18 protein-coding genes are annotated in these 26393 nt (G+C 60.6%); 6 read left to right on the forward strand and 12 right to left on the reverse strand.

Annotated features, from left to right (window positions below; translation table 11 throughout):
• Nucleotides 1-2: 2 nt before the first annotated feature.
• The 6 genes from IB272_RS28200 to IB272_RS28225 form a co-directional block, all read right to left on the reverse strand.
• Nucleotides 3-875: an ABC transporter permease gene (locus tag IB272_RS28200; protein ID WP_112976828.1), complete on the reverse strand. Its 873-nt coding sequence runs from the start codon at nucleotides 873-875 to the stop codon at nucleotides 3-5.
• Nucleotides 876-882: 7 nt separating this feature from the next.
• Nucleotides 883-1848 carry an ABC transporter permease gene (locus IB272_RS28205; protein WP_102018850.1) on the reverse strand — a complete coding sequence of 322 codons (966 nt, stop codon included), beginning with the start codon at nucleotides 1846-1848 and terminating at the stop codon, nucleotides 883-885.
• A gap of 82 nt (nucleotides 1849-1930) precedes the next feature.
• Nucleotides 1931-3499 carry an ABC transporter substrate-binding protein gene (locus IB272_RS28210; protein ID WP_192445518.1) on the reverse strand — a complete coding sequence of 523 codons (1569 nt, stop codon included), beginning with the start codon at nucleotides 3497-3499 and terminating at the stop codon, nucleotides 1931-1933.
• 47 nt (nucleotides 3500-3546) lie between these two features.
• Nucleotides 3547-3942 carry a VOC family protein gene (locus IB272_RS28215; protein ID WP_112976830.1) on the reverse strand — a complete coding sequence of 132 codons (396 nt, stop codon included), beginning with the start codon at nucleotides 3940-3942 and terminating at the stop codon, nucleotides 3547-3549.
• Entirely contained in the window at nucleotides 3939-5318 is a 1380-nt protein-coding gene (locus IB272_RS28220) for an amidohydrolase family protein (protein ID WP_192445519.1), read from the reverse strand. Before IB272_RS28220 ends, IB272_RS28215 begins: the two co-directional genes overlap by 4 nt.
• The gene (locus tag IB272_RS28225; RefSeq protein ID WP_112976866.1) at nucleotides 5315-5974 is read right to left on the reverse strand and encodes an aspartate/glutamate racemase family protein; all 660 of its coding nucleotides are present in this window, start codon (nucleotides 5972-5974) and stop codon (nucleotides 5315-5317) included. The genes IB272_RS28220 and IB272_RS28225 overlap by 4 nt, the downstream gene beginning before the upstream one ends.
• Before the next feature lie 199 nt (nucleotides 5975-6173).
• On the opposite strand from IB272_RS28225, the gene IB272_RS28230 reads away from it, so the two are divergent.
• A complete protein-coding gene (locus IB272_RS28230; protein ID WP_112976832.1) occupies nucleotides 6174-6881 on the forward strand; it encodes a GntR family transcriptional regulator in 708 nt (235 codons plus the stop codon).
• Nucleotides 6882-7199: 318 nt separating this feature from the next.
• Here the strand turns inward: IB272_RS28230 and IB272_RS28235 are convergent, their stop codons facing one another.
• The 3 genes from IB272_RS28235 to IB272_RS28245 all read right to left on the reverse strand — a co-directional run bounded on the left by IB272_RS28235 (nucleotide 7200) and on the right by IB272_RS28245 (nucleotide 14554).
• On the reverse strand, nucleotides 7200-9245 hold the full coding sequence (locus IB272_RS28235; RefSeq protein ID WP_192445520.1) for a PAS domain S-box protein: 2046 nt from the start codon (nucleotides 9243-9245) through the stop codon (nucleotides 7200-7202).
• Nucleotides 9246-9403: 158 nt separating this feature from the next.
• Complete coding sequence (locus IB272_RS28240; protein WP_192445521.1) at nucleotides 9404-13027, reverse strand: response regulator; 3624 nt, start codon at nucleotides 13025-13027, stop codon at nucleotides 9404-9406.
• A gap of 261 nt (nucleotides 13028-13288) precedes the next feature.
• Nucleotides 13289-14554 carry an MFS transporter gene (locus IB272_RS28245; RefSeq protein ID WP_192445522.1) on the reverse strand — a complete coding sequence of 422 codons (1266 nt, stop codon included), beginning with the start codon at nucleotides 14552-14554 and terminating at the stop codon, nucleotides 13289-13291.
• A 95-nt stretch (nucleotides 14555-14649) separates the two neighbouring features.
• Here IB272_RS28245 and IB272_RS28250 point away from each other — a divergent pair, with 95 nt between their 5' ends.
• From IB272_RS28250 to IB272_RS28260, 3 genes are all read left to right on the forward strand, one after another.
• Nucleotides 14650-15099 carry a helix-turn-helix domain-containing protein gene (locus tag IB272_RS28250; RefSeq protein ID WP_089045712.1) on the forward strand — a complete coding sequence of 150 codons (450 nt, stop codon included), beginning with the start codon at nucleotides 14650-14652 and terminating at the stop codon, nucleotides 15097-15099.
• Nucleotides 15100-15213: 114 nt separating this feature from the next.
• On the forward strand, nucleotides 15214-16398 hold the full coding sequence (locus IB272_RS28255; protein ID WP_089045711.1) for a GGDEF domain-containing protein: 1185 nt from the start codon (nucleotides 15214-15216) through the stop codon (nucleotides 16396-16398).
• A 503-nt stretch (nucleotides 16399-16901) separates the two neighbouring features.
• A complete protein-coding gene (locus tag IB272_RS28260; protein WP_113080394.1) occupies nucleotides 16902-18104 on the forward strand; it encodes a TCR/Tet family MFS transporter in 1203 nt (400 codons plus the stop codon).
• Nucleotides 18105-18113: 9 nt separating this feature from the next.
• Here IB272_RS28260 and IB272_RS28265 read toward each other — a convergent pair whose 3' ends face one another.
• Entirely contained in the window at nucleotides 18114-18959 is an 846-nt protein-coding gene (locus IB272_RS28265; RefSeq protein ID WP_060520981.1) for a sulfotransferase, read from the reverse strand.
• A gap of 31 nt (nucleotides 18960-18990) precedes the next feature.
• Nucleotides 18991-20196: a glycosyltransferase family 4 protein gene (locus IB272_RS28270; protein ID WP_143106254.1), complete on the reverse strand. Its 1206-nt coding sequence runs from the start codon at nucleotides 20194-20196 to the stop codon at nucleotides 18991-18993.
• A gap of 198 nt (nucleotides 20197-20394) precedes the next feature.
• Here IB272_RS28270 and IB272_RS28275 point away from each other — a divergent pair, with 198 nt between their 5' ends.
• Nucleotides 20395-21924, forward strand: a complete 1530-nt coding sequence (locus IB272_RS28275) for a pectate lyase (RefSeq protein WP_192445523.1) — start codon at nucleotides 20395-20397, stop codon at nucleotides 21922-21924.
• Nucleotides 21925-22239: 315 nt separating this feature from the next.
• Nucleotides 22240-24372, forward strand: coding sequence for an exopolysaccharide transport family protein (locus IB272_RS28280; protein ID WP_162731906.1), 2133 nt, complete (start codon nucleotides 22240-22242; stop codon nucleotides 24370-24372).
• Nucleotides 24373-24747: 375 nt separating this feature from the next.
• Here the strand turns inward: IB272_RS28280 and IB272_RS28285 are convergent, their stop codons facing one another.
• Nucleotides 24748-26088: an oligosaccharide flippase family protein gene (locus IB272_RS28285; RefSeq protein ID WP_090427288.1), complete on the reverse strand. Its 1341-nt coding sequence runs from the start codon at nucleotides 26086-26088 to the stop codon at nucleotides 24748-24750.
• Between the last annotated feature and the right edge of the window lie 305 nt (nucleotides 26089-26393).

Genomic DNA, 26393 nt, shown 5'->3' on the forward strand with positions numbered 1-26393 from the left:
CGTCATTTCAGCCGCGGATTGAGTTCGTCTCGCAGGAAGTCACCGAACAGGTTGATGCCGAAGACGAGGAACATGATGAACAGCCCGGGAAAGGCAGAGGTCCACCAGATGCCCGAGAACAGGACATCGAACCCCTCCTTGACGAGCAGGCCCAGCGAGGGCTCGGTGATGGGGACGCCGACACCAAGGAAACTCAGCGAAGCTTCGATCAGAATGAAGGTGCCAACCTGGATTGTGCCAACCACGATGAGCGGCGTCATGACGTTCGGCAGCACGTGACGTATGATGATCTCGCCGTTTCCTAGCCCCGCCACCTTGGCCGCCTGGATGTATTCCTTCTGGATTTCGCTCAATGTCGATCCGCGAACAGTGCGGGCGTAAACCACCCAGCCGACGGCGGTGAGCGCGATCAGAACCATGCCGATGCCTGTCCCGAATGCCGACATCAGGAAGAGCGCAATCAGCATCGAGGGAAATGACAGCTGGATGTCTGCGATGCGCATGATGATGCTGTCGACGATACCGCCGTAGTAGCCGGAGATCAGCCCGAGTGCCGTCCCGATCACGCAGGAGAAGATCATGGCGGCGAGGCCGATGAAGGCGGAAATCCGCGCGCCATAGACGATGGATGCGAGCACGTCGCGGCCCTGGCCATCGGTCCCGAGCAGATACCTGCTGTCACCACCCTCCAGCCATGCCGGCGGCTTGAAGCTGTCCATCAGTTCCAGCTGGGATACATCGTAAGGGTCCTGGGCGACAAGCAGCGGCCCCAATGTCGCCAGCAGGGCGAAGAAGGCGAGCAGTGCGCTTCCGAAGACGGCCGGTAGATTTCGGCGGTAGTGAAAGAAGAATTCCGAAGAGAAGAACCCGGTCATGCGATCCTCACTTCACGGTAATGCGCGGGTCGATCAGCGTGTAGACGATGTCGACGATGAAATTGATGGCCACGAAGATGAACGCCGTCAGCATCAGGTAGACGACGATGACGGGGCGGTCGCCGCGGTAAATGGAGTCGATCAGCAGCTTGCCGGTTCCTGGCCATGCGAAGATCGTTTCGGTGATCGTTGCGAAGGCGATGAGATCGCCGAGCTGGAGGCCGAAGATCGTAACGACTGGGATGAGAGCGTTCTTTAGGCCATGCCTGAACAGGATGTTCTGACGAGACGCACCCTTCGCACGGGCAAACCGCATGTAGTCCTGCCGCATCACCTCCATCATGCCCGCACGGGTCATGCGCAGCATGATGGCAAGGGTGGCAAGGGCCAGCGTCACGGAGGGCAGGATAATGTGCGACCATCCGTCCGCCGTGAAGATGGATATGCGCAGGCCTAGGATTTCCACCGTATCACCGCGTCCGGAGGAGGGTAGAAGCTGGTAGCGCACGGAAAAGAAGAAGATCAGCATCATGCCCACCCAGAACCCGGGGAGGGAAATGCCGAGCAGCGAGCCTGCCATGATGCCGCGAGACACCGGCTTGTTCGGATTTGCCCCGGCATAGACGCCGAGCGGCACGGCGATTACGGTCGCCAGCATGATTGCGACGAGCACCATCTCGATCGTTGCCGGCAGACGCTCCAGGATGAGGTCCATGGCGGGCTGACGGAACACATAGGAGCGCCCGAAATCGCCCTGCAGCATGTTGCCGAGGAAGATGAAATACTGGCTCAGCAGGGATCGATCGAGACCCAGGAGACGGCGGGCCTGTTCGATCTCGGCGGTGGTGGAATCGATCGGGATCACCATGAAGACGGGATCGCCGGTAAAGCTCATCATCAGGAAGACGATGACCGATACGCAAAAGAGTACCAGCACCATCTGCAGGAGCCGCTTGATCGTGTAACCCAGCAAGGCAGTGTCCCGTCATGAAGAAGTGAGAAATTCGGGACTGTCTCCCTAAAGGTCGACAATCCCGCGTTCGTTCGGGGCAGGCTTATTCCTTGACGTCGATCTCGTAGGCCCAGAGGAACTTGTCCGCGCGCGGTGTCATCTCGACATTGGTCTTTGCGGCATAGAGATCCTGCTCGTAGTGGATCGGAATCATCGGGATGTCTTCCATCAGGATCTTGGTGACTTCCTGCAGATAGCCGTCGCGCTCTTCGAGCTTGGAGGTCGCATCGGCCTTGTCGATCAGCTCGTCCACCTTCGGATTGGAATAGGATCCGCGGTTGACCTGGCCATAACCTTCCTTCTTGTCGCGCGAGTAGAACATCACGCTGTACATCGAGCCGCCGTCACCGGACGGAACGTCCCAGCCACTCATGATCATGCTGGACTTGTCGCTTGGTACCCGGATGTAGCCGAAGAAGTTGGACTTCGGCATCAGGTTGAGCTTGAGATCGATCTTGATCTTGCCGAGCATAGAAGCGAGCGCCTGAGCGATCTGCTGATCGTTGACATAGCGGTTGTTGGTGGTGTCGAGGGTCACCGTGAAGCCGTCTGCATAGCCGGCCTCGGCCATCAGAGCTGCGGCCTTCTCGAGATCGAAGGGATACATGTCGCGGAAGCTTGCACCGTCGACGTAACCCGTGTGGGAAGCAGGGACATACTGCTCTGACGGTGTCGACAGGCCGTTCATGATGATCTTGTTGATCGCATTGACGTCGATCGCGCGGACCATGGCTTCACGGACGCGACGATCCATTATCGGGTTCTTGTCGAGCGCGATGGTCGGACTTTTCTCACGATGGTCGATCGAGACCACGACGTTGAGCAGGCTCGGCTTGGTCATGACCTTGTAGCGGTCATCCGCCTTGACGCGGTCGACGTCGCGGACGTTGAGATCCTGGATGACATCGACTTCGCCGGTCAGCAGGGCTGCCGTACGGGTGGCGCCATTGGTGATCGGGCGGAACGTGACCTCTTCGATCTTCGGTGCGCCGGCGAAGTAGTCAGCATTGGCGGCAAGAGTGATGTGATCTTCCTTGATCCATTCGACCAGCTTGTAGGGGCCGGTGCCAACGGGCTTCAAGTCCAGCTGTTCGTCGCCCACCTCCTTGGCATACTTCTCGCTGAGGATCAGGACGGCCGCCAGATCGTTTGGCAGGACTGCGTAGGGCTTGGGCGTCTTGATCTCGACCGTGTAGTCATCGACCGCAGTGAAGGAAGCGATATTGGCGCCGAGATTGGCCATCAGCGACTTCTTCAGACGGTCAAGAGTGAACACAACATCCGACGCCTTGAGCTCTTCGCCGTTGTGGAACTTGACGCCGTGGCGCAGCTTGAACACCCAGGTCGTGTCGTCCTTGAGCTCCCAGCTTTCTGCAAGGCCGGGTCCGAAGGACAGGTCGGCATTGCGACGCACCAGAGGATCGTAGATGTGGTAGAAGAGGATGTTGCTGGACAGCTCCTCGCCCGCCTGGGGGTCGAGATTAACGGCGTCCGACGTCAGGCCGACGGTCAGTTCCTTGGCATGGACCAGGCCGCCGAGGGCCGTCGAGCCCAACAGGACGAATGCGGCAAGGGCCGCGATACGTCCGGATTTCATGCGAAGATTCAGCATTTTTAGTTCCCCTTTTTTGGTATGCCGACACGTTTGCATGCGCGTTTTCACCGAAGTACGGATTGCACCTCGATCTGGTAGCCTTCCGGGTCTTCCAGCACGAACGCTCGAATTCCGAGAGAGACGCTGTCCTTTGGTTCCGTCAGCCCGATCGCGTTCTGGCTCGAGAGATAGCGATGCCAAGCGTCGACATCCGGCACGCGGATGCAAAGCTGTACGGGCTTGATCGGATTGGCGCGATGCATTCCACGCGCCTCGTCAACGAGACCGACATAGGCATGCTCGGCAATCTTCAGGATCTTCGACCAGCCCTGATCGATCTCGAGCGGGAAGCCCATCACCTCTGTGTAGAAGTCGAACGCTTTGGGCAGGTCGACGTAGTAGAAGAAGGTGATGGCCTTCTCGACGATGCCGTGGTCGGGCCGCGTGGGTGCCTCAGTCATGTGATAAGATCCTTTGGAAACCATGTGCTTTCGCCGCGGCGCAGATAGCGTCCGCTACCGGGCGTGTTGAGGACCGAGCGGCCGTCATAGGCGAGCCTGCCTGCGTGATAGGTCGCGGCAACCCGTGCAGCGAAACGCCGTCCGTCATAGGGGCTCCAGTTGAGACCATCGTGGGCACGGCTCGCCTCCCAGACATCGTCGCCCTCGGCGAGGATCGTGATGTCGGCATCGGCACCGGCGACGAGAGCCCCCTTGCGCGGATAAAGGCCGAAGAAGCGGGCAGGGCGTTCGGCGAGGTATTCGGCACAATAATGCGCTGCATCGACGCCACGCTCCTTTGCGACGGTAAAGAAGGCAGGCAGCAGCGTCTCCATTCCGGGGACGCCCGCACCGGCATCGAAGATGCTGTCGGTGAACTTGTTGTCGATCGGCCAGCTGGAATGATCGGAGCTGACAAAGGCAATCCGGCCCTCGACCAGTTCCTGCCAGAGCCGGTCGATTTGACCAGGACGAATGGGTGGGTTCACCTTCATCCGCGCGCCGAGCTCTTCACCGTCGCGCTCGGGATCGAACCAGAGATAGTGGACGCAGAGTTCTCCGGTCGCTCTGAAGCCCTCTTGCGCATAAATGTCGACCAGCGTGAACCCACGCGGCGTGCTGATGTGCACGATATGCGCATGGCCGCCCGCACTGGCGGCAAGTTCGAGAAAATGCACGGTCGATGCCAGTTCTGCTACTTCAGGCCGGCTTGGCGAATGCGCGTTGATACCGTTTCGCCCTTCGGTTCTTGCACGCGAAACCCGTGAGCGGACGATCTCCTGGTCTTCATTGTGCAATCCAAGCGGTAGGTCGGTTACCGCAAGCGCTTCCAGCAGGTCGAGGGCGAGTGCCGCATCGATCCTCGGAAAACGGGTGGGGCTGCTCTCGAAGGCGGAGATCTTGAAGGCGACAACGCCACCATCGGCGAGCGATTGCACGTCGCCGAGGGATTGCCCGGGCATCACCGTGCCGTAGAGCGCGACATCGCAATGAGAGAAGCGTTGGACGGCTTCGACCTTGGCGTCCAGGTGCTCTCTGGTGCTCAGAGGGGTCGGGTTGTCATAGGGCATATCGACGATGGTTGTGACCCCGCCCGCAATGGCGGATCGGGTCGTCGGCTCGATCCCGGGAAGGCCGAGATAGCTGCCCGCATGCGTTTGTCCGTCGACGATGCCCGGCAAGACAAAAGCGTCTCCAGCATCGTGAACGGTGCCTGCCGCAGGTGCCTGGCCTTCTCCGATTGCGTGAATGATCGAGCCTGAGACCGCGACCCAGCCGTTGGCAATGGTCATCTGGGGCGTAACGATCCGCCCACGAATGACGAGATCGATGCTCACAGTGACCTCCTGCGGTAGCCGAGTTCTGCCTGCATGCAGGCAAGGGCGACACCGGCCTGAACCGGGTCGATGACGGGCAAGCCCAGCTCTGCTTGCAAAGCCTCCCGGTAGATCCCAAGGCCGGCGCAACCGAGGATGACTGCCTCGGCGCCGTCCTGATCGCGAAGCGTCGAGGCAATACGTGTGACAGGCACGACCGCATCCTGGGCAACGAGTTCGGCAACGGTCATGTTGATCGACCGATCGCCTGCAAGTCGGCCATCCAGTTGAAGGTCTTCAAGGTAGCGCCTGTGGCGCTCGATCGAAGACGGCCCCATCGATACGATCCCGAAACCCCGGCCAAGTCCGAGTGCAGTCAGATAGGCCGCTTCGGCAATGCCGATGACCGGGACATTCGTGGCGGCGCGTATGGTCGAAATGCCGGGATCCGAAAAGCAAGCGATCACCACGACGTCTGCCTTTGCTGCCTGCACAGCCTCAACCAACAGCGGCACCACTTCGGCCACATGGGCATCTGTCTCGATACCAGCGGGCGCGCCTTCCAGTTCAATGCAGAGGATCTCGTGACCATTGCCCGTGAAGGGCCTCAGGCACGCTTCCATCGAGTGCGTGACGGCCTTCGAGCTGTTCGGATTGATCACCAAGATATGCGCCACGGTTCCTCCAAGATGGCTCTCCGAAGCCATCAAACTATGATATTTATCGTAGTATACTACGAAATATCTCATGTCAAAGGCTGGCAATCTTGCGGAGTCGGAAAAAGTGGAGGAGAAGACATAAAGGCGCGTGAAGCCTTGTGATCCACGAGCGGGTGCTGGCAGACAGCCCCCCAATCGAGCTTGGAGAAATTCCGTCTTGCAGAGCCTCAGCGTCGAAAGTGGTCCCTCGCCGGCCCGGCAGAAGAAGATATCTCTGACGGAGACAGCCTATCTTTCGCTGCGTGCGCGGGTCCTGTCCGGCACCTTGAGGCCGGGGGCCGAGTTTTCGGAGCTCGAACTTGCGGAACAGCTTGCCATGAGCAAAACGCCGGTGCGGGAAGCGCTCGGTCGATTGGTTGCAGAAGGTTTGATCGAAGCCTTTCCGAGGCGGGGCTACCGGGTAACGCCCGTGACGGTGAAGGACATCAACGATCTCTTTGTGATCCGTGCGATGACCGAAGGCACGGCCGCTGCAATGGCCGCCCTCAATCTTTCAGCCGCAGACCTCGACCGGCTCGAAGCTCTGGCGGATGCTCGCTATGACCCGCAGCAGGGCGAGAGCGTGCAGTCCTTCGTCAAGGCCAACCGCGATTTCCATCTGGCAATCGCCGAGGGCGCGAACAATCCTCGACTCTTGGCGCTGGTAGCAGCGCATCTCGACGAGTGTACGCGTCTCTTCTACCTCGGCGCCGTCAGTCGCGACGTCAATCCGGAAACCAGCGCCGATCATCGACACATCGTCGATGTCCTACGTCTTCGCGATCCTGATCTTGCGCGAGCCGCCATGGTGGAGCACAGCGAGCATACGCAAAAGGGTATTCTGAAGGCGTTGATTTCCAGCGACACTACGTCGTTGACGCTGTGATGTGTGCGGGGAGGTCGTACTTCCTAGAGGTTGCGTCTTCCGCAATGCGCGCGGACTACGTGCTCAAGAGGTGCCATGTCGTACAAGTCTCTGTGCAATCAGGCCCCCGCAACCAAATCAAAAAAGCCCGCCTGGAGAAATCCAGCGGGCTTTTTGACGTTCCGGGACAGGGAAGGGACGCCAACAGGCGCAAGTCGCAAGCTCAGGCAAGGGTCATCGCGTTCAGCGCAAACGCACGCTCCAGTGGGACATAATGGCCGCAAGCCGGGAGGACGTGCAAACGGCCGTCGATGGCGGCTGCGGCCTGCAAGGCGCCCCTCACTCCGGCGGCTGCAGGCGATCCTTGGGGACGATCAGGCGTATGATCAGGCCTTGCGAGTGCCACTGGCGAAGAATTTCGCCGCCGAACTGCCTTTCGATCGTCAGCTTGGCAAGCTTGGTGCCGAAGCCCTCGGTCCCGGTCCGGGTTACCTGAGGCCCGCCCTGTTCGGTCCATTTGAGTTCCAAGGTCTCGCCGCGATCGATGCATTCGATGTCGAGGGAACCGGTGGCGGTCGAGAGGGCACCGTACTTGGCGGCGTTGGTGGCAAACTCGTGCACGACCAACGAAAAGCCGGTAATCGCGGTGCGCGAGATGCCGAAATCGCAGCCACGCGTCGTGACCCGGCGAAGGCCCTGTGGCGTTTCGCCGTCATAGGGCGAGAGCAATGTCGAAAGCAGTGCCTGCAGATTGGCCCGGCCTTCGCCTGCGCCATCACGATCGGGCGTCGGCAAGGTGAGCACGTGTGCGCGCGCCAGCGACCCCAGCCGCGCAACGACGGCTGACGCCAGCTCTTCGGCGGATGCGGCGGCCTTGGCGCTCAGCGACACGACGCTGCTCGAAACCATGAACAAGTTCTTCACCCGGTGCGCCATCTCCTGGATCAGCAGGTCCTTCTGCTGCTCGGCCTGCCGGCGCTCGCTGATGTCACGGGCGATCTTAGAGGCGCCGATGACCAGGCCGGCATTGTCCCGGATCGGCGAGATCCGCAGCGAGATCGGGATGAGCCCGCCATCCTTGCGCTGTCTGAAGGTTTCGAAGTGGTCGACGCGCTGTCCGGCACGAACCTTTGCCAGGATCTCCAGTTCTTCGCCGAGGCGATCCTCCGGGATCAGCAGCGTGACCGGGCTGCCGACCGCTTCTTCGACCGTATAGCCGTAGAGGCGCTCGGCGCCGATGTTCCAGCTGGTGATGATGCCGTCCAGATTCATCGACAGGATCGCATCTTCCGAGGATTCGACGATTGCCGCCAGTTGCTGGGCCGCGCGTTCCGTCGCGCGGCGGATCGCCAGCTCATGTTCGACTGCCTTGAGCAGATGGGCGTTATCGATGGCAATCGCCGCATGTGCGGCGATCGAGGTAATCGTCGCCTCGGTCTCGGCGGTAAAGACAGCTGGAAGATCATGGCCAAAGAAGAGCCCGCCGTGAACATCACCGGACCGTGAGACCACGGGAACCGCGAGGTAGCTTACCACCGGCAGGTGCCCCTTCGGCATGCCGAAATGCGGTGCGGACTGTCCGTAGCGCGGGTCGGTTCGGATGTCGTCGGAGCGTACGATGCCGAGGCCGCGAAAGGTAGGCTCGAATACCGCGGTGTTGCGGGGCAACTGGAAATTTTCGAAGGCCGCGCGCGGTACGCCTGAGAGGGCGTAAAGCGTGTAACGCTCGCCGTCCGGGTCGGCGAGATTGTAGAAGAAGGCGCCGAACTTCGCCCCGGCAAGCTCGGTGGCGGCGTCGGTCACCGTCTGAACTATGTGATCGAGATCAAGGTTGCTGGCGATTGCCTTGGCTATGCGATCGACCGCCTGCAGCCGGCGTTCCGAGGCCTTGCGCTGGGAAATGTCGAGGATGCTGACATAGGTGCGCTCGCAGCGTGCGCCTTCAAAGGTGACGGTGAAGACCACATCCAGCCGCCGCCCGCGCAGCGTCTGCACGACGGCTTCGCTGCCGAAGCGCCTCTGGCCCTGCCAGAGCGCCATCAGTTCTTCTAGGAAGATCGGCGTCGTCTCCGGCAGAAAAACGTTCGAGAGTGAACGCAGCAACTCGTCCTTCTCGGTGGCCTCGAACAGTTCCACGGTGAAAGGATTGACGTCGACGATACGCACCTGCGCGATTGCTTCGTCCAGGCGGCTGGGGTGAGCCTTCAGGTGGGCGCGCAGATCCTCGACGCCATCCGAGCGAAGCTGATCCAGCAGATCGCAGACTGCGGAGAAGTCTTGCTCCCACACCGCGACGCCGGCGTTTTCGAAGATCTCGCGGAACCGCGCCTCGCTCTCGCGATAGGGCTGTTCGGAGGCGTTCGCGCTACTATTGTCGACCAGCATATTGATCGCTCCCACGAACCCGAAGTGGAACCGCATCGGTGATGGCCACACGTTGCGAAAGGCCGCCGCCGCTTTGCGGCGCGTTCTGAAAAGCTACCGCAAGCGAGCCGAAATGCAACGGTTTCCGAAGGAAAGAAGGCTCGATCAAGCGCGGTCCCTCAGTGCCGAAAACGAAGGATGGACTTGGGCTCGCCGACGAGCAGGGCAGCGGCCTCGAGCAATTGTCGAGGGTTGAACGGCTTTGCCAGCAGAGCGGTGTCGGCAAAGCCCGGGGGCAGAGCCTCGCGACCGTAACCGGATACAAAGACGAAGGGGACCTTCTTGTCTGCCAATGCAGCGGCGATCGCGTCAACCGGCTGGCCGCGCAAATTGGCGTCGAGCAGCGCGGCATCCAGGGCCATCTCGTCGATCAGGCGTAGCGCATCGCCGGGTGTCGCGGCCGGGCCGGCGACCTCAGCATCCTCTTCCTCGAGAATCGCGGCAATTTCGAAGGCGATCAGCGCTTCATCCTCAACCACCAATATTCGCTTTCCCTTCAGTTTCGTCGACGCGGCCGGGGCGTTGGCCGCCGGCGCTTCTCTCACAGGCTCCTCCAAGTCGGACAGGGTACTCGGCGGAACATGGGCCTCGAGCGGCAGCCGCACTTCCCAGCGCATGCCATCTGCCTCGGTCGTCAGGTGGGCGCTTCCGCCGCCTCCCGTCGCGACTTTCTCGATCAGGCTGGTGCCGAAGCCTGGACCGAGCGGCATCTTGAGTGGTGGTCCGCCCTGTTCTGTCCAGTTGAGACAAAGTGCATCGCCGCTTACGCTCCATTCGATCGACACCGTCCCATCGCTTAAGGAAAGCGCACCGTGTTTTACTGCGTTGGTTCCGAGTTCGTGCAGGACCATCGCCACATGCGTTGCCGTCTGCGCATCGAATCGCACCGGTGGTCCGGAGGTCGTGACCCGGCGCGCGTCGGCAGTTCCCCACAAGAGCTGATCGCGAATGATGTCGCCGAGGTCAGCCCCTTCCCAAGCCGTTCGGGTCAGAAGCGAGTGCATGCGCGACATTGACTGCAGGCGTCCGCTGAAGCTTGCGGCAAAGTCGGCGGGGTTCTTGGCCGAGCGCAACGTATGCTGGGCGATCGCCTGGACCGACGCGAGCATGTTCTTGACCCGATGGCTGAGCTCGCTGAGCAGACGTTTCCGGGTCTCTTCAGCCCGCTTGCGGTCGGTAATGTCACGCGCCGCACCGAACCACTCTGCGATGTCCCCGTTGCTGTCGAGCATCGGTATGGCGCGCGAATGGGTCCAACCAAGGCTGCCGTCGCGGCGAATGACCCGGTGCTCCATTTCGAAAGCGGCCTTGTTGTCGATAGCATCGCCAATGCGCGCGAGCATCAGCGTCTGGTCTTCAGGCGGAATGTAAGTTTCGAGCCAACTGTCGCTTGGCTCGTCCGTGTCGGCAACGAAGTCCTTGCCTTGCAGAAACCGCATCTCGTGCCAGTCGGGACCCATGCGGTAGACGATATCCGAACTCGCGGTGACCAGAGCACGGAAACGCTCTTCGCTCGCGCGCAGGGTCTCCGCGGCTTCCATGCGATACTGCGACATCTTCAGGTGCGCCTCGATCCGGGCCAAAAGCTCGCGTGCGCTGAAGGGCTTGATCAAGTAGTCGTCCGCGCCCGCCTGCATGCCCTCGATACGGCTCTCCTCACCGGCTCGCGCCGACAAAACGATTACCGGCACGGTGTTGGTACGCGCGTCCGTGCGCAGGCGCCTGAGCAGTTCGATCCCATCGAAGCCTGGCATCATGATGTCCGTGAGGATCAGGTCCGGCTTTTGCGACCCGACGGCGGCGAGTGCCTCTTCGCCGTTGCCGACGATCTTGAGATCGTATTGCGCGCTGAGAAGGCGGCGTAGATAGTCGCGCATATCGGCGTTGTCATCGACGACCAGCAGGGTTCGGCGGCTGCCATTTCGTTTTTCCGGCGAATGCGGCGCCGGGTCGACCTCCGGCAGACCCGCATCCGAGGACGGATGATCCGGCAGCCATCGCAGCGCCTCCTCCACGAACGGCGCTGCGCCGACGGTCGTCGATGAGCGATCCTCGCCATTGCCGTTGCGGTGCTGCGCAGGAGCGCGACTACCTTTGGGGATTGCCACGCTAATGGTCGTGCCTTCGTCGAGGCGACTTTCGGCCGAGACCGTTCCACCATGAAGTTTCACCAATTCCTGGACGAAGGCGAGCCCGATGCCTGAGCCCTCCTGGCTGCGACCCCTTGCGCCTTCGACGCGATGGAAGCGCTCAAAAAGGCGGGGCATCTCGTTGGCAGGAATGCCGATGCCGGTATCGCGGACCGTCAGGACGAAATTGTCGCCATCGTCCGCGAGTTTGACGGCGACATCGCCCCTGAGCGTGAATTTGAGGGCATTGGAGAGGAGGTTGAGGACGATTTTCTCCCACATCTCGCGATCGACATAGGCCGGTTCTGGCAGCGGCGGCGTATCGACGGTCAGGTTCAGCCCAGCCATTTCCATCGCCGAGCGAAAGGCGCTGGCAAGCTCTGCCGTCGTCGTCGCAAGGTTCGTCGGCTCGAAGCGTGCTTGCAGGCGCCCGGCTTCGATGCGCGAGAATTCAAGCAACATGTTGACCAGCTTGAGCAGGCGCAGCGAGTTGCGATGGGCAATGAGCAGACGGTCGTAATCGTCCGGACGCTCTCCGCTACGGGCCAGCAGGTCCTCGATGTGACCGAGCATCAGCGTGATCGGCGTGCGGAACTCATGGCTGACATTGGAGAAGAAGACGGTCTTCGCCCGGTCTATCTCCGCGAGTGCTTCGGAACGTTTACGCTCGTCCTCATAGGACTGGGCGTTGGCGATGGCGCTGGCGATCTGCGCTCGCATGAGATGCAAGAAATCGTGGTAGTGCTCGTCAAGCTTCAGGCGAGGATTGATGCCGACCACGAGAAAACCGGCGGCATCGCGGGCATTGGCCGCGGGCAACGGAAGCACGGCTGCCGTATGTGGTAGATTGGGATGGTTTTTGCTCGCGGACGGCGGGAAACGGCGTCCGAGATCATCGACAAGCATGGGTTTCAGGTCGGCACCGAAATACCAGCCTGCGGAACTGTCCTTTAGCGCCAACTCCACCTCTGCCGGGCACAGCGCGTGATTCGGTTCAAGGCCTGCCCATCCGGAAAGCCGGGCTCGTTTGCGGCCGGGCTCCACGAGGTAGAGAAGGGCGAAGGGCACGTCTCGCTCGTGCGTCTTGAATGTTTCCGCTGCGATCACGCAGGCCTCGTGGGGCGATCGTGCATCGCCCGAGCGAAAAGCAAGATCCCGAAGGACGACGATACGGCGCTCGCCGATCACCTTATCGGTAATTTCGGACACAGTGGCGAGCACGCCGCCGATCCCGTTTTCTGCGGTCTCGTCCGGCACGGGGCTGTAGGCGATGGTGAAATGGGTTTCTTCCAGAAAGCCGTGTCTATTGATTTCGAGCTCGATGTCATCGTTCCAGGTGGCAGGGCCGCCATGGAAGGGCGTATCGATCAGCGGCTTCAAGACATGCCAGATCTCGCTCCAGCATTGGCTGACCGGTTTGCCGAGTGCCCAGGGGTGTTTGGCGCCGAGCACAGGGCGATAGGCCTCGTTGTAGATCGAGACATACTGTGGCCCCCACCACAGCAGGAGCGGAAACCGGTTGCGCAGGAGGAAGGGGATCATAATCTTCAGCGTCGGCGACCAATTCTCCATCGGTCCGAGAGGGGTCGGGGACCAGTCAAAGTTGTCGATCAACGACCGCATCTCGTCGTGAGATGCCGGCCACACATTTCCCTTGGCTACTACATCGCTGTCGGACGTGTTTTCGGCGTCTGACATTGCGTTGATCCCCGATAGATGACGCTCAAGCAACCTAAACGCCCGGTTTGGGGAAGGGTTCCGTAGGGTCGGCGAGAGTGATGTCGAGACGTCTGGCGAAGCGGAGGAGGGCTGGCGGGCCAAGAGCATGACCGCCTGCCGCCGAGGGCGGCCATGCGCAGTGCGGGTGGTGGCGAACTAGCCGTTCAGCATCGCGCCGCCTTGTGGACCTGCGGGTTCCGTCATCAACCAGAACAGTAGGGTTAGGAGGCTGAGTGCCGCGCCCATCAGGCAGACGCCATGCCATCCGCCATAGGCATAGGCGATGGTAGAAAAGGACGATCCGAGCGCACTGCCGAGCGAATAAAAGAGCATGTAGGCGGCTGTGAGCCGGTTCTGAGCTTCCGGACGGACGCGATAGATAAGTGCCTGGTTCGTCACGTGCACGGCCTGAAGGCCGAAGTCGAGGACGAGGACGCCGGCAACGAGCCACAGGAGCGATTGGTCCAGCAGCGAAATCGGCAACCACGCAGCGAGCATCAACGCCAGCGAGATGCCGGTCGTGCGCTGACCAAATCCGAGATCGGCCCAGTGTCCGGCGCGAGAGGCCGCAAGTGCTCCGGCAATCCCTGCCAGCCCAAAGAGACCGACCTGGGTATGCGATAGTGAAAACGGCGGCACGCTCAGCGGCAGGACAAGCGGGGTGAGCAGCGTCGTCACATTGGCGAAGATCAGCATGGCGATGATGCCACGGACGCGCAGAACCGGCTCCTGGGCGATTAGCGTGAAGGTGGAGGCGACGAGGCGGAGATAGCTGAGCTTGCTCGTTTCCCGCTGCTGATCCGGCAGCAGCTTGTAAAGCAACAGAGCGATCAAAAAGGTGAGCACAGAGGATACAATATAGACCTCCCGCCAGCCGGCCAGATCGGTCAGAAATCCGGCGACGGCGCGAGCCGAAAGAATGCCGATGACGATGCCGCTGGTGACAAATCCGACCACCCGACCCCGTTCCGCCTGATGAGAGAGGCTGGCCGCATAGGCCACCAGCGCCTGCGTGAGGACCGCAAGCATGCCAACTGCGGCGATGGAGACCATGAGCATTTCGACGGTGGCTGAAAGGGCGACGAAGCCAAGGGCTGCGACCGACAGCAGCGACTGAAAGATGATGATCTTGCGGCGATCGAAAAGGTCTCCGAGGGGGACAAGCAGGATCAGGCCGAGCGCGTAGCCGAGCTGGGTCGCCCCGACGATCAGGCCGGCGCGTGTTTCCGACAGATCGAGGTCGGCGGCCATCACGTCGAGCAAGGGGTGGGCGAAATAGGCGTTGGCGACCGCGAGGCCGGCGGCGAAGGCAAAGAGCGTCATCATCGGACGCGTCAGCCGCGATGCCGGGCGGGCGCTGGCGACCGGGCACGGGACATCGTTCGCAGCGCCGGCCGGCGCCGCAGCAATTTTACCATCCATTGGACGTATTCCTTGTTATGGTTTAATAATGAAACCAAGGAATGGATATCATTTTGGTTTCATAATGCAACCAAAAATCCAAATGGAGATCATGCATGGTGGCCCGCAGACGGCTGAAGGAAGACTATTGCCCCAGCGCGCGATCACTGGATGCGATCGGTGACTGGTGGTCGCTGCTGATCGTGCGCGATGCGTTCGATGACGTCCGCCGCTTCAGCGATTTTCAGAAGAGCCTTGGCATTGCCAAGAACATCTTGACGGACCGCCTGAGAACGCTTGTCGAGCGCGGCATTCTCGAAACGGTTCCGGCAGGCGAGGCGAAAACGAGGGTCGAGTACCAGTTGACGGCGAAGGGCCGCGACCTCTTTCCGGTCATGGTCGCCTTGCGGCAGTTCGGCGAAAGGCACTTGTTCCAGCCCGGCGAGGAGCATTCGTTGCTAGTCGAGAAGGAAACGGGCCTGCCGGTTAAGCTCGATATCCGCACGCAGGATGGCCGGCCGATCGATGCGGCAGGGACGGTGCTGATCAAGGTTCCCGAGGCGTGATGTCGCTTCAGGCCGGCCCGCGCGCCGGGGCAGTGAACCGTTCTAACTTTAGACGAATATACAGCTTTCTCTGCTAGTCTGTGCCGAGTCTTTCCGCAGTTCGGGAAATAGGCGATGGGCGTTGTGACGCTAGACCAGGTAGAAGGCCAGATCGCGCGAGGCTTTCGCTATCTGCATTTTTCGCCCGAAATAGAAGAGCTCTTCCGCAAGGACTATGCGGCAGAGCGCGTGCGGCTCGCCGCAATCTGGGGCGTGATCGGTATCTTTATCTACGATCTCGTCTATTTCGGCGACCACACCATGTTGCCGGATGTCTTCACCGGGTTGTTTACCGTTCGCTTCCTGGTGTTCACGCCCTTCGTTATCGCCTGCATCCTGGCGGTGCGGCGCTGGCCGGATGCCCGTCTTTACGATGTCCTGGCGGTCGCGATCGCGGTGCTGGGCGTGACCCTGCCGATGGCCGTGGCCACGCAGAGCGCCAGCCCTTACCTTTTCGTCTACCAGAACGGCAATTCCGCTGCCTTCCTGTTCTTCGTCATCGCGCTCCGGCCGCGTTTCTTTGCCGTTCTTTCGGGGCTTGCGCTGATGTGCGCGTCGCACTTCACCACGACGCACCTGACCGGCGCCTTCGACGACGTAACCTATTCCGGCATCATCACCTTCTATCTGACGCTGTCGATATTCCTGGCGGTGAGTGCCTATTTTCTGGAACAGAAGGACCGGCAGAATTTTCTCAATCAGTTGAGAGGCAGCCTCCTTTGCCAGCAACTCGAACGCAACGCTGAACGGGATGAACTGACGGGGCTATTGAACCGTCGGTCGCTGGCGCGGATCGGCGGCATGCTGTGGAACGAAGCGCCGGGGGAGACCGCAGTTTCGGCGATCCTGCTCGATATCGATCACTTCAAGCGGTTCAACGACGTTCATGGCCACATTGAAGGCGACGCTTGCATCCGCGCAGTCTCGCAGTGCATCCGCGCCGCCGTCGACGAGGCCGCTTTCGTCTTCCGTTTCGGCGGCGAGGAGATACTGGTGCTGGCGCCTGGACGGGAGCCGCTGCAGGCTTTGGCGATGGCAGAGAGGATCAGGTCTGCAATCGAAGGGCTGCGCATACCGCATCGCGGCCTGACCGATGGCTGCGTGACCGCGAGCCTCGGGACAGCGTCGGCGATCGCCGCGGATACGACGCTTGAGCGACTGCTGCAGAAAGCAGACGACGCGCTTTATGAAGCCAAGCGCATGGGTAGGAATACGGTCGTGCTGGCCACGGACGCAGAGCCCGACGCGCAGGTTGCCTAGGTGGCGGCCGTGCCGGGAAAAGTGCGGCCTCCTGGCCTCCAAATCAGCGAAAGGACCGGGGTGCCCTTCCATCAACATGGGACGACGATGACCCGATCGGTCGAGCGTCGAATTCTCCATGATTTGGTTCGGCGGGCCACGGGCGATGAGCCGGCCGGTGCCCGGCGCTGGGCACCGGGATAGCGGGCCACAGAGCCAAGCGCAATAGTGGAGTGTAAATTTCATGTTATAGGCGTGCGCGGAGGTAGGGATTGCGGCGTGCGGCTATCTGACGTAAATATTGCCCGTCGCGAAAAGCGACCGCTTCCCTTGATCCGCTCAGTGGCGGAGTAAACAGGTGGACGAATTGGCGTCCAGGCGGTCGAGTACATGCCATCCCCGCCTATTTCGGCGCGGATCGGCCAGCGTCTCCCAGAAACCAGATATCTGACATTTCGTCAGCCCCTGCTCGCGAGCCATTGGCGCCTGTCGGTGCCGCACGCTCGCGTCTACCGGAGCGTGCCATGACCACACCCCTCACCACGAAGAAGCCACTTATCGTCATTTTTGCTGCCATTATCCTCGATGCCGTCGGCATCGGGCTGATCTTTCCCATTCTGCCGTCGCTGCTTAAGGAGCTCACGCAGACGGACGACGTCGCGCCGCTCATCGGCACAATGACGGCCCTCTATGCAGTGATGCAGTTCGTGTTTGCACCGGTGCTCGGTGCGCTCAGCGACCGCATCGGCCGGCGGCCCGTCTTGCTGCTTTCTCTCGCAGGAGCCGCCATCAACTACCTGTTTCTGGCTTTCGCCTCCAACCTCTGGATGCTTTTCGCAGGTCGCGCGATCGCCGGCCTCACAAGCGCCAACCTGGCGGTGGCGACCGCCTATATCACCGACATATCGCCGGAGGAGAAACGCGCCCGCCGTTTCGGCCTGTTCAACGCCATGTTTGGCATCGGCTTTATCGTCGGCCCGGTGCTGGGCGGTATCCTCGGCGACCATGGCTTGCGGCTGCCCTTCATTGCAGCCGCCGTTCTCAACGCCTGCAATTTGCTGCTGGCGCTTTTCGTCCTGCCGGAATCACGCATTCCCGGCCGGCAGAAGATCGACCTGGCCGCGCTCAATCCGATCCGTCCGCTCCGCTGGGCCTTCTCCGCCAAGGGCTTGATGCCAATCGTCGTTCTGTTCATCACCTTCAGTGCGACCGGCGAGGCCTACAGCACCTGCTGGGCGCTGTGGGGCAGCGATGCCTTTCACTGGAACGGGCTGTGGATCGGTCTTTCGCTCGGTGCCTTTGGGGTCTGCCAGGCCCTTGCCCAGGCTTTCCTCCCGGGGCCAGCGGTGAGAAGGCTCGGCGAACGCGCGACGATCCTGACAGGTGTTGCCGGCGCGTGCGTTGGCTTGGTCGTCATGGCATTTGCGACGGAAGGCTGGATGATCTTCGCCATCATGCCGGTATTCGTTCTTGGCGGCATCGGCGCGCCGGCCTTGCAGTCCCTTGCAACCCGACAGGTCGCTGAGACCCAGCAAGGCCAGTTTCAGGGCGTGCTGGCGTCGGCGGTAAGCCTGGCATCGATTGTCAGTCCGCTCGCATTCTCGAGCTTCTATTTCGTCTTCAGGCAGGAATGGCCAGGCGCCATCTGGCTGTCGGTCGTCGCCGTCTATCTGGTGGCCGTACCGCTCGTTCTCAGTCTGCGATTTGGGCGGCGCGCCGAGGGCTAGGCGCCTGCATCAGGCCGCTGGTCGCGCGCTACCGGCGGCCGCCTGCAGCCAGCCTGAAAGGTCCTGCTTCAGAAGCGCGCCGAGCCTTTCGGTCTCCGGCGCGTAGAATTCGACCAGCCGGTTGCGCAGATCCGTCGGCAGCGGCACATAGTCGAGTTCGCGGGCGACCATCGAGCGCAGGCCCTTCACGATGGGGTTGCTGCGAAACGGTGCCGCGATCGGCTTCAGCGGCTGAAGAAGTCGACGCAGCTTCGGCGGCACGACAGGCACCGTCTTGTCCTTGACTTTGTTGACGACCGGATAAAGCGGCGACGACAGCTGCAGAAAGTCTCTGACCGCGTCGAGATGCGCCTGCGGGTTCTGGCGCATATGCTCATAGAGGAGAACCTGCAGGTTTTCGGCTGGAAACAGATCGAGATAGGCTTCGAGCTGGCGGCAATAGAGACCGCCGACCAGGAAACGTCCTCCCTTTGCCTGGCGTGGATCGAGATACCGGGTGATGTCGGTGCCGACTTCCCCGCGGCGATAAAGCATGCAGTAGTCGGAATAGGCGCGGTCGACGGGATTGCGCAGCTGCGCGATCAGCCGTGCGCGCGGCAGCGCCTTCTTGATGCGGGCAGCTGCTTCCGGCTCGTCGAGGTAGGAATTGGATTTCTCGCCGACGATGGTCTGTTCAGGTTTGGGCTCGAATTGCCCCAGATACCAGCCGTCGCCCTTTTCGAAGTTGCGGCTGAAGAAGTGGAGCTCGGGATCCGGCATATAGACGGAAGGGTTCTGCTGCAGCGACTGCTGTAGCCAGGTGGTCGCGCTCTTGGCGGCGCCGATGATCAGGAAATCGATATCCGAGAGCTGCATGTCGTTCTCTTTCTTTCCGCTGTCGGTGGGCTCAGTGCGCGGCGTGTGCCGAGATGTCGGACGGCCGTCTTCCGAGAATTCGCTGATAAATGCTGACGATGCCGTCGACATGGGGCTTGATGCCATAGGCGGCAAGCGTCGAGGTGCGCGCCGTTTCGCTGATGCGCTGCCACTCGTTACGGTCTTTCAGCAGGCGCTCCATCGGGGCGACGAAAGCCTCTGGGTTTTCCGGCTCGACGAGAAAACCGGTCACGTCGTTCTCGATCGCTTCGGGATTTCCTCCGTGATTGGTGGCGACGACCGGGGTGCCGTACATCATGGCTTCGATGAGCGTTCTGCCGAACGGCTCGCTCATGGCCGGCACGAGGAGAATGTCGACGGCGCACATATAGGGCGCGACCGGATGGCGAAATCCCATGAGGTGGATCTTGTCGGCGATCCCGAGAGCGCGCGCGCGTTCTGCTGTCTCAAGGTCGAGCCGCGGCCCTGCCTGTTCGGGTGCGCCGAAAAGCAGGCCGGCTATCGGGAAATCCGGATTGCTGCGGTGAAAGGCGTGCACCGCCTCGACGAAACGGAGAGGGCGCTTGCGCTCGTTGAGAAGCCCGAAGTAGCCGACGAACCGCGTCTCCTCCGGCAGGCCGAGTTCGCGCACCAGCGCGAGCCTGCTTTCCTCCCGATCGGGGACCTGATCCGGATGCCGGAAGGGGCTGTGCAGTACCGAGATACGCCCCTCAAGCGGGAGCAACGGCTTTGCCGGCTGCGCAAATCGCGAAACCGTGACCACGTGCTTGGCAAGAAGCGGCGCAAGCATGTTGACCGCCCGGGCGCGGGGGTCGCCGCGGTGGTGCCACAGAAGTTTGGCGCCGGCCAAGTAGGTTGGAAGCGCCCAGGTGGTATGGATCGCGCCGTCGTTGGTGTGCACGATGTCGATGTTGTGCCGTCTCAGGAGATTGATGATCTTCACCATCGAGATCGGATAACGCAGCGCCGAGAAGGATCGCGTCGCGAAAGGACGATCCCGTTGCGGCGAGAGGATGTCGATGTCCTCGATCGTGACATAGTCGATCTTGTTTTCGTCCATATATCTGGAAAGCGCCTTGCGCGGATGATGCACGAAGACGATGGGGGTTATCCGGTCCCTGTCGAACGACGATATGAGGTTGAGCGCGGAAATATGGCTCCCCCCGATATCGTCACCCGAAAATGGAAATCCGACGGTAATGGCTTTTTGAGACACGAAACGAGGTCCCGAAAGTAAACTAAATATCGCAAGACTGTAGCACCGTCTCAATGCTACTTCGAGAGGTCAAAAGCGCGAGTTATATACCTAATTCGGGTGATGCAAATAAATCGAATTGACGAACTATAACAAAAGTGGAAAGCTTCGCCCCGAATTGCGCGAAAAATATTCTTTTGATTGACGATATAGGGCGGAATGAATTGCCCTGCACGAGCGTTTTCAAGCTTCTGGAGCGGGGCCTCGCCAAAAGGCTTTGGGAGTAACTATATGCCGATTGAAATTTTCATGCCGCGCACACCAGGTGCGCCGCAGCCGGCCGGCCATTTCGGTTCTCGGTCTTTCCAGCAACAGACTCGACGCGCAAAGGCTTTTCAGCATGGTGCGCGCACGCTTGCCCTGCTTTCCGCCTTGTTGGGTGTCGCGGCTTCCGCCAGCGAGCCGCAGATGGTCGCGTTTCCCGGTGCCGAAGGGCACGGCAAGATGGCGCAGGGCGGCCGCGGCGGCCGCATCATCCAGGTGACGAGCCTTGAGGACTCCGGCCCGGGCACGCTGCGCGAATGCATCGAGGCGACTGGAGCTCGAAATTGCGTGTTTCGCGTGTCCGGCATCATCCGGCTCAAATCCTCGCTCGTGATCGGTGATGATAGCAACTCGGTCTCGATCCTCGGGCAGACAGCGCCGGGCGGTGGCATTTTGCTGACCATCGACCAGACGAATGACGAACTAAGGCATACCCCGCTTGTTGCCAAACAGACGCACGACGTGATCGTCCGGCATCTGCGCATTCGGCCGCGGCTGCCGAACTCCGTCAAAAACGTCCACGCGGCGGTGATCGAAAACAGCCAGCGCGTCTATTTCGACCATACATCGATGTCCTGGGCGACCGACGAGAACGTCAGCACCTATTCCAACACGACCGACATCACCATCGCGAATTCCATCTTTGCCGAGGGGCTGAACAAGCACAGCAAGTGCACCCTGCTCGGCGCCGATCCGAGAGTCCCGCAGAACATTACCTTCTGGCGAAATGCCTGCATCTCCAACAATGACCGGAACCCCGACAACAACCACTACGGAAAATCCTGCATCGAGATCGTCAACAACGTGTTTTTCAATGCACGTTCCGAGTGGGGAGAGGTGTTCTCGCAGTATCCCGGCGGCACGCCGATTTCTTATGTCGGCAACTACTTCAAGGCAGGTCCGAGCACTGTCGAGAAAACCTACGCAATCAAATGGCAGAACGTCGAAAGCGCCGGCCAGCCTCAGATCTACGAGAGCGGCAATGTGTTGTGGGCGCCGCCATCCAAGTCGCTTCAATTGCTTTCGCCGGGAACAGACCAATTCGTGGTGAACCGTCCGCCTTGCCCCTTGGCGGTTGATACGCTCCTTGCAGCCGGTGAGGCATATGAAGAGGTTCGTGGCCAGTCCGGTGCGTTTCCCCGCGACGATCTCGATGTCGCCTGGATCAAGGATATGGGTGCACAAGGCGAGAGGGGAGCAGGGCGCATGGTGGTTGCGCCTGGCGAGATCCCCGCGATTAAAGAGGCACATGCGTATGGCGACGAGGACTTCGATGGAATGGCCGATAGCGTGGAGGAAAAATTTGGCGGCGTCGTCGGCGTGAATGACGCCTGGGAGCCTGCCTCGACCGATGGGAGCATGCGCTTCGATCAATTCATGGAATGGTTGTCGCAGGAGCGGATTGCCGGTCGCTACCCGAAGTAGAGGTGGCCCACGGGTTCTCTTCTGCGGCGGCCCGGAAGTGCCCGAGAATGTCTGTCAACCGTGCAGGTCAAATCGTTCCGTGGTTCGATAGCAACCAACTATTGCTCTTCCGGACGTCGTATAATATAGTTTTCTAAATTTGAATGTTATTTCTATGTCAGTATTTTACCTGCGTGGCGTTGTCGATTGCCGCGCGGTTTATGTGCGGGCGTGCTTATACTTCTTTCACGTCAGGTATTTCTATCAAATTTATATGTTAGGGCTCTCATGCTGACCATCGATCGCAAAGTCGAAGCGCCTCCAGGGCGAGGCCAAATGCCTGCGGTTCAGTATCGGGAGGCGCGCGTTGCGCCGCGCGGATATGGCATCCGCGATCTGTTCGAGCTTTTCCGCCGGTATCGCGTCGTCTTCTTCTCGCTGCTGGGATCTGCGTTGCTTGCGACGCTGTTAACGGCCGCATTGCTGCCGCGCTCCTATACCGCAGCTTCGGCCATCGTTTTCGACCGCAACGACGTCCGCCCCTACGAGGCGCAGGTCGAATTGCGCAAGCTCGAACGCGACCGGTCGGTGATGGAAACGGAGCTGGACGTGATCCGCTCGCGCGTCTTCGTGGGCGTCGTCGTCGATGCGCTCAACCTGGTCAACGATCCCGATTTCAACACTTACCTGCCTGAAATCCGGAGCGATCATGAGACGTTCCTGCAGTCGTTCTTCGCCAACATCTCCGAGCTCATTTTCGGCGCGCCGGAAGAAAGTACCCAGAAGGAGCGGCTGATCTCGGAAAACGTGCAGCGCAACCGCGCCATCTCGACGCTGCTGAACTCCTATGTCGTCACCCGTACCGGGGAAAGCCTCGCGCTGACGATCCGCGTGGTGCAATCGAACCCCTTGAAAGCGGCCACGATCGCCGATGCGCTCGCCGAGCAATATCTCTCCTGGACGGCGAAAAAGACCGAAGAGGCCACGAACAACACGGTTGCGTACTTGCGCGGCGAGATGGCCAACAGCGCCACCCGAATTGCTGGCATGGAGCGCGATATCGCCGCCTTTGCCCGCGACAGCGACCTGACCTTCGATCCGCAGGATGATGTTCTAAGAGCCCGCATGCTACAGCTGAACGAGCAATATGTGACCTTGCGCGTCGAGGAAGCGGGCGCGGTTGCGAAATACAACGAGGCCAAGCAGTTGGTGTCTGCGGACGGCAAGGAATTGGCCGGCGGTGCGCTAATCTCGACGCAGCTTGATCAGTTGCGTGCTGAAGAGGCGCGGCTCGAGCGCACGCGTGCGCAGCTCGGCGCCAAGTTCGGCAAGAACCACCCGCTGGTCCTCGACGCCACAAACGAGCTTGAGTCCGTGCGCACCATGATCGGCAACGAGGCGCAGCGCCTCGTGCACGAACTGGCAAACAATGCCAAGGTGGCAACGGTGCGCGCCCAAAAATTCCAGACGGAACTGAGCGCGCTGCAGGACAAGGTCCAGGGGCGCAACCTTGCCGAAATCCGTCGGCGTGAACTTGCCCGCGACCTTCAGTCGGAACAGGCGATCTATGACCAGATCGTGCTCAGGCTGGGCGCGCTCAACCCCGAAAGAGGCGAGTACAAGCCGACCGCACGGATCGCGTCCTATGCGGAAGTGCCGACGAAACCGACGTTCCCGAATAACACGCTAGTGATCGTCGCCGGCAGCATCGGGGCCGTTCTGCTCGCGGTCGTCGGGGTGATCATTTCGGACTCCCTGGAGAGCAGGCTGTACCTGCCGCGCGACGCCGAGCAACTGCTCAACCGTCCGAACCTTGCCAGTGTGCCCGATATGCGCAAGCGCTTGCGGAATGCGTCGGCCTTTTATCACTACATGCTGAACAATCCGGAGTCGCCGGCGGCGACCGCCATGCGCACGCTATGCATGGCCTGGCTTACGATCGACCATGAGGCGGGCGGCAAGGTGGTGATGTTGTGCTCGCCGGCGCTTGGAGACGGCAAGACTACGGTTGCGCTCGGCATGGCGACAATGGCAAAGGTCGACGGACTGCGCCCGATCGTCATCGACCTTGACATGTCGGCGCAGAGCGCGCCGAACATTGCCGGTGCCAACACCAAGGATACCGCCATCACGGCGCCGCTAGAAGGCAAAGTCGATATCAAGAGCCGGATCGCGACGTCGCCGGCCTATCCCCACCTTGAGTTCATTTCGGTGCGGCCCGGCCTGATGAACCTCGATGTCCTTTGTGCCGAACTGCGCGACAGCTACGATCTCATCATCGTCGACGCGCCGGCCGTCGAAGAAAACGAAGGCGTGATCTGGCTCGCGTCGCACGTCGATTCGGTCATTCTGGTCTGCCGCTCGGGCGGCACGACGGATCGCCAGCTCGCCAATGTTCAGCAACGGTTGTCACTGAACCATGCGGTTATTCTCGGCAGCGTCATGAACTACTGCGACCGGTCGGAGTAGGCGCCGCCGTCAGGCCGGGTGGGAAGGGCCCTCGCAACTGGCGAGCGCCGACGGCCAAAGCCGCCTAAGTCGGTCATTTAATCGGCCCATCGTCAAATTGCGAAAGTCATTATGTTCGACAGTCGCATCCGTTGCCGGCTCGTTCGAGCGCGCGTTGGCCTGGCTTCGTGTCGAAGCAGCTTTCGGTGTGCGGTGATCGTCGCTAACGTCTGCGTCCGAACGATCGGTGCAGCCGCTTTGGCAAAGTTCTTGTTCCCTAGGGTCGGCGTAAACTCGTCGAAGGTCAGTGCGACACATGAGTTCGCTCGCGTCGATAGGGGGCGGGTCAGGCTGACTGACGCTGAGCCCGGCAAACGGAAAACCGATTACCCAAGGTCACCGCTTAGTGTCCAGCTTGCGGCGATAGGCGATCGCCATCTGCACAAACCAGACGCCGGACATCACGATATGCGCAACGTTCGCGCCCACGGCACCGACACGTGGGATGAGGGCGATTGCCGTGAAGAGGAAGAGGACGCCCCCAAGAAGCGCGCTTTGCAGCAGGATCTTTTCGTGTCCCATAGCGAGAAGGGCCGAATAAAGGGTTCTGCCGCAAAGAAACATGATGACGGCGACGAACTGCACCATGACGAGAGTGGCGGCCGCCTCGAAACCCGGGCCGGCCGTCACGCGCAGCACCCATTCAATGGTCAGATACGCGCCGACGAGGGCGCAGACGCCGAAGGCGAAGAGCAGCCATGCTGTCTGGCTGACGGTCTTTCTAAATTCGTCTATCCCCTCGGTTGCCCAGACGCGCGAAAGATCCGGATAGAGCACGGCCTGAACCTGCTCGCCCGCCTGCTGCGCGATTTTCGCCACCCGCTTGGCGATATGGTAGAGGCCGGCAGACCCGGGATCAGCGAGGTAACCGACAAGAAGCGTGTCGAATTCGAAGGCGCAGGCTTGGATGATAAGCGCCATGTTGGTCCACAGCGAGAAGCTCCAGAAACCGGGGAAGCGGGTCCGGATATCGCCGAGCGGAACCCACATGACGCCGGTCAGCCCCTGCTTGCGCAACTCGCGGAAAGCCCAGACGGTCCTGTTCAGGCTGCTGCAGATCTGCGACGCCATCCACAGCAGCATGAACTCGAACAGCCCCCATCCGAGATAGACGCCGGCAAGGCACAGGAGGGCCCTGAGGATGCTGGCCGCGACCTGCCCATAGGCGACAATCTTGAAGCGGCCATAAAGCCGCATCACCGCCGTCGGCATGCCGGTTACCTGGAATGGCAGGACCGCGCAGTAGATCAGCACGAAGCGGCTCATCTCTTCGGAAATGCCGAAAAGCGGTCCGGCAAATAGCACGATCAGCACCGCCAGCCCCCATCCCGCAAGGGCGGTGGCGAGATCGATCAGCAGGCCGAATTTGAACAATGCCTTGAGGTCGTCGGTCTCGCCGACCTGAAGGGCCTTCGCCCCGTATTTGATGAGCGGCTGCCAAGAACGGAAGCTGACGAAGCGCTCGATGCCGCGAGTGTAGGCGAAGGACAGGGCCAGGAGCCCATAGTCGGCAGGGCCGAGCGCACGCGCCGTCAGGGCAAAGCCGGCCAGTCCGATGAAGGCGCTGGCGAAGTTGCCGGTCAGCAGGTGCGCTATGTTCTTGAGCCGTCCGTGGAGGTCCGCCTCGGCTTGCCAGGCTAAACGATACTTTCTTGTCTTTTTTAGTAGTGATTCCAATAATATCACAAAATTACATCCTGCTTCGAGGTTGCAATTACGTCTGTTTCATGGAAGAATGCTAATATGTGTTTTAGTGTTCTCGCACTGCGAGGAAAATTTGTTTCCCTGTTTCTGGGAAAATTTAATTACTTATCCATATGCAATTAAAAATTGTGCAGTGGAACCTGTTTTTGAAGCATATCATAGTGACCGAAAGAAATTACAGAGGTCTCGTAAAATAAATTCATCCATTGCTGGAGTTTAATTTCCGCTTCTTTTGGTGCGGTTGAACCACCGTGAAGTTCGGATTTATTCATTAGAGG

The sequence above is a fragment of the Ensifer sp. ENS08 genome (assembly GCF_014852195.1).
In the GTDB taxonomy this organism is placed as follows: Bacteria; Pseudomonadota; Alphaproteobacteria; order Rhizobiales; family Rhizobiaceae; genus Ensifer; species Ensifer adhaerens.

Excerpts from the sequence above, each read along its gene's own strand:
- IB272_RS28275 (WP_192445523.1), top strand. The coding sequence starts at position 20,395 with ATGAATTGCCCTGCACGAGCGTTTTCAAGCTTCTGGAGCGGGGCCTCG.
- IB272_RS28280 (WP_162731906.1), top strand. The coding sequence starts at position 22,240 with ATGCCTGCGGTTCAGTATCGGGAGGCGCGCGTTGCGCCGCGCGGATAT.
- IB272_RS28250 (WP_089045712.1), top strand. The coding sequence starts at position 14,650 with ATGGTGGCCCGCAGACGGCTGAAGGAAGACTATTGCCCCAGCGCGCGA.
- IB272_RS28215 (WP_112976830.1), bottom strand. The coding sequence starts at position 3,942 with ATGACTGAGGCACCCACGCGGCCCGACCACGGCATCGTCGAGAAGGCC.
- IB272_RS28265 (WP_060520981.1), bottom strand. The coding sequence starts at position 18,959 with ATGCAGCTCTCGGATATCGATTTCCTGATCATCGGCGCCGCCAAGAGC.
- IB272_RS28235 (WP_192445520.1), bottom strand. The coding sequence starts at position 9,245 with ATGCTGGTCGACAATAGTAGCGCGAACGCCTCCGAACAGCCCTATCGC.
- IB272_RS28255 (WP_089045711.1), top strand. The coding sequence starts at position 15,214 with ATGGGCGTTGTGACGCTAGACCAGGTAGAAGGCCAGATCGCGCGAGGC.
- IB272_RS28200 (WP_112976828.1), bottom strand. The coding sequence starts at position 875 with ATGACCGGGTTCTTCTCTTCGGAATTCTTCTTTCACTACCGCCGAAAT.
- IB272_RS28210 (WP_192445518.1), bottom strand. The coding sequence starts at position 3,499 with ATGCTGAATCTTCGCATGAAATCCGGACGTATCGCGGCCCTTGCCGCA.
- IB272_RS28245 (WP_192445522.1), bottom strand. The coding sequence starts at position 14,554 with ATGGATGGTAAAATTGCTGCGGCGCCGGCCGGCGCTGCGAACGATGTC.
- IB272_RS28260 (WP_113080394.1), top strand. The coding sequence starts at position 16,902 with ATGACCACACCCCTCACCACGAAGAAGCCACTTATCGTCATTTTTGCT.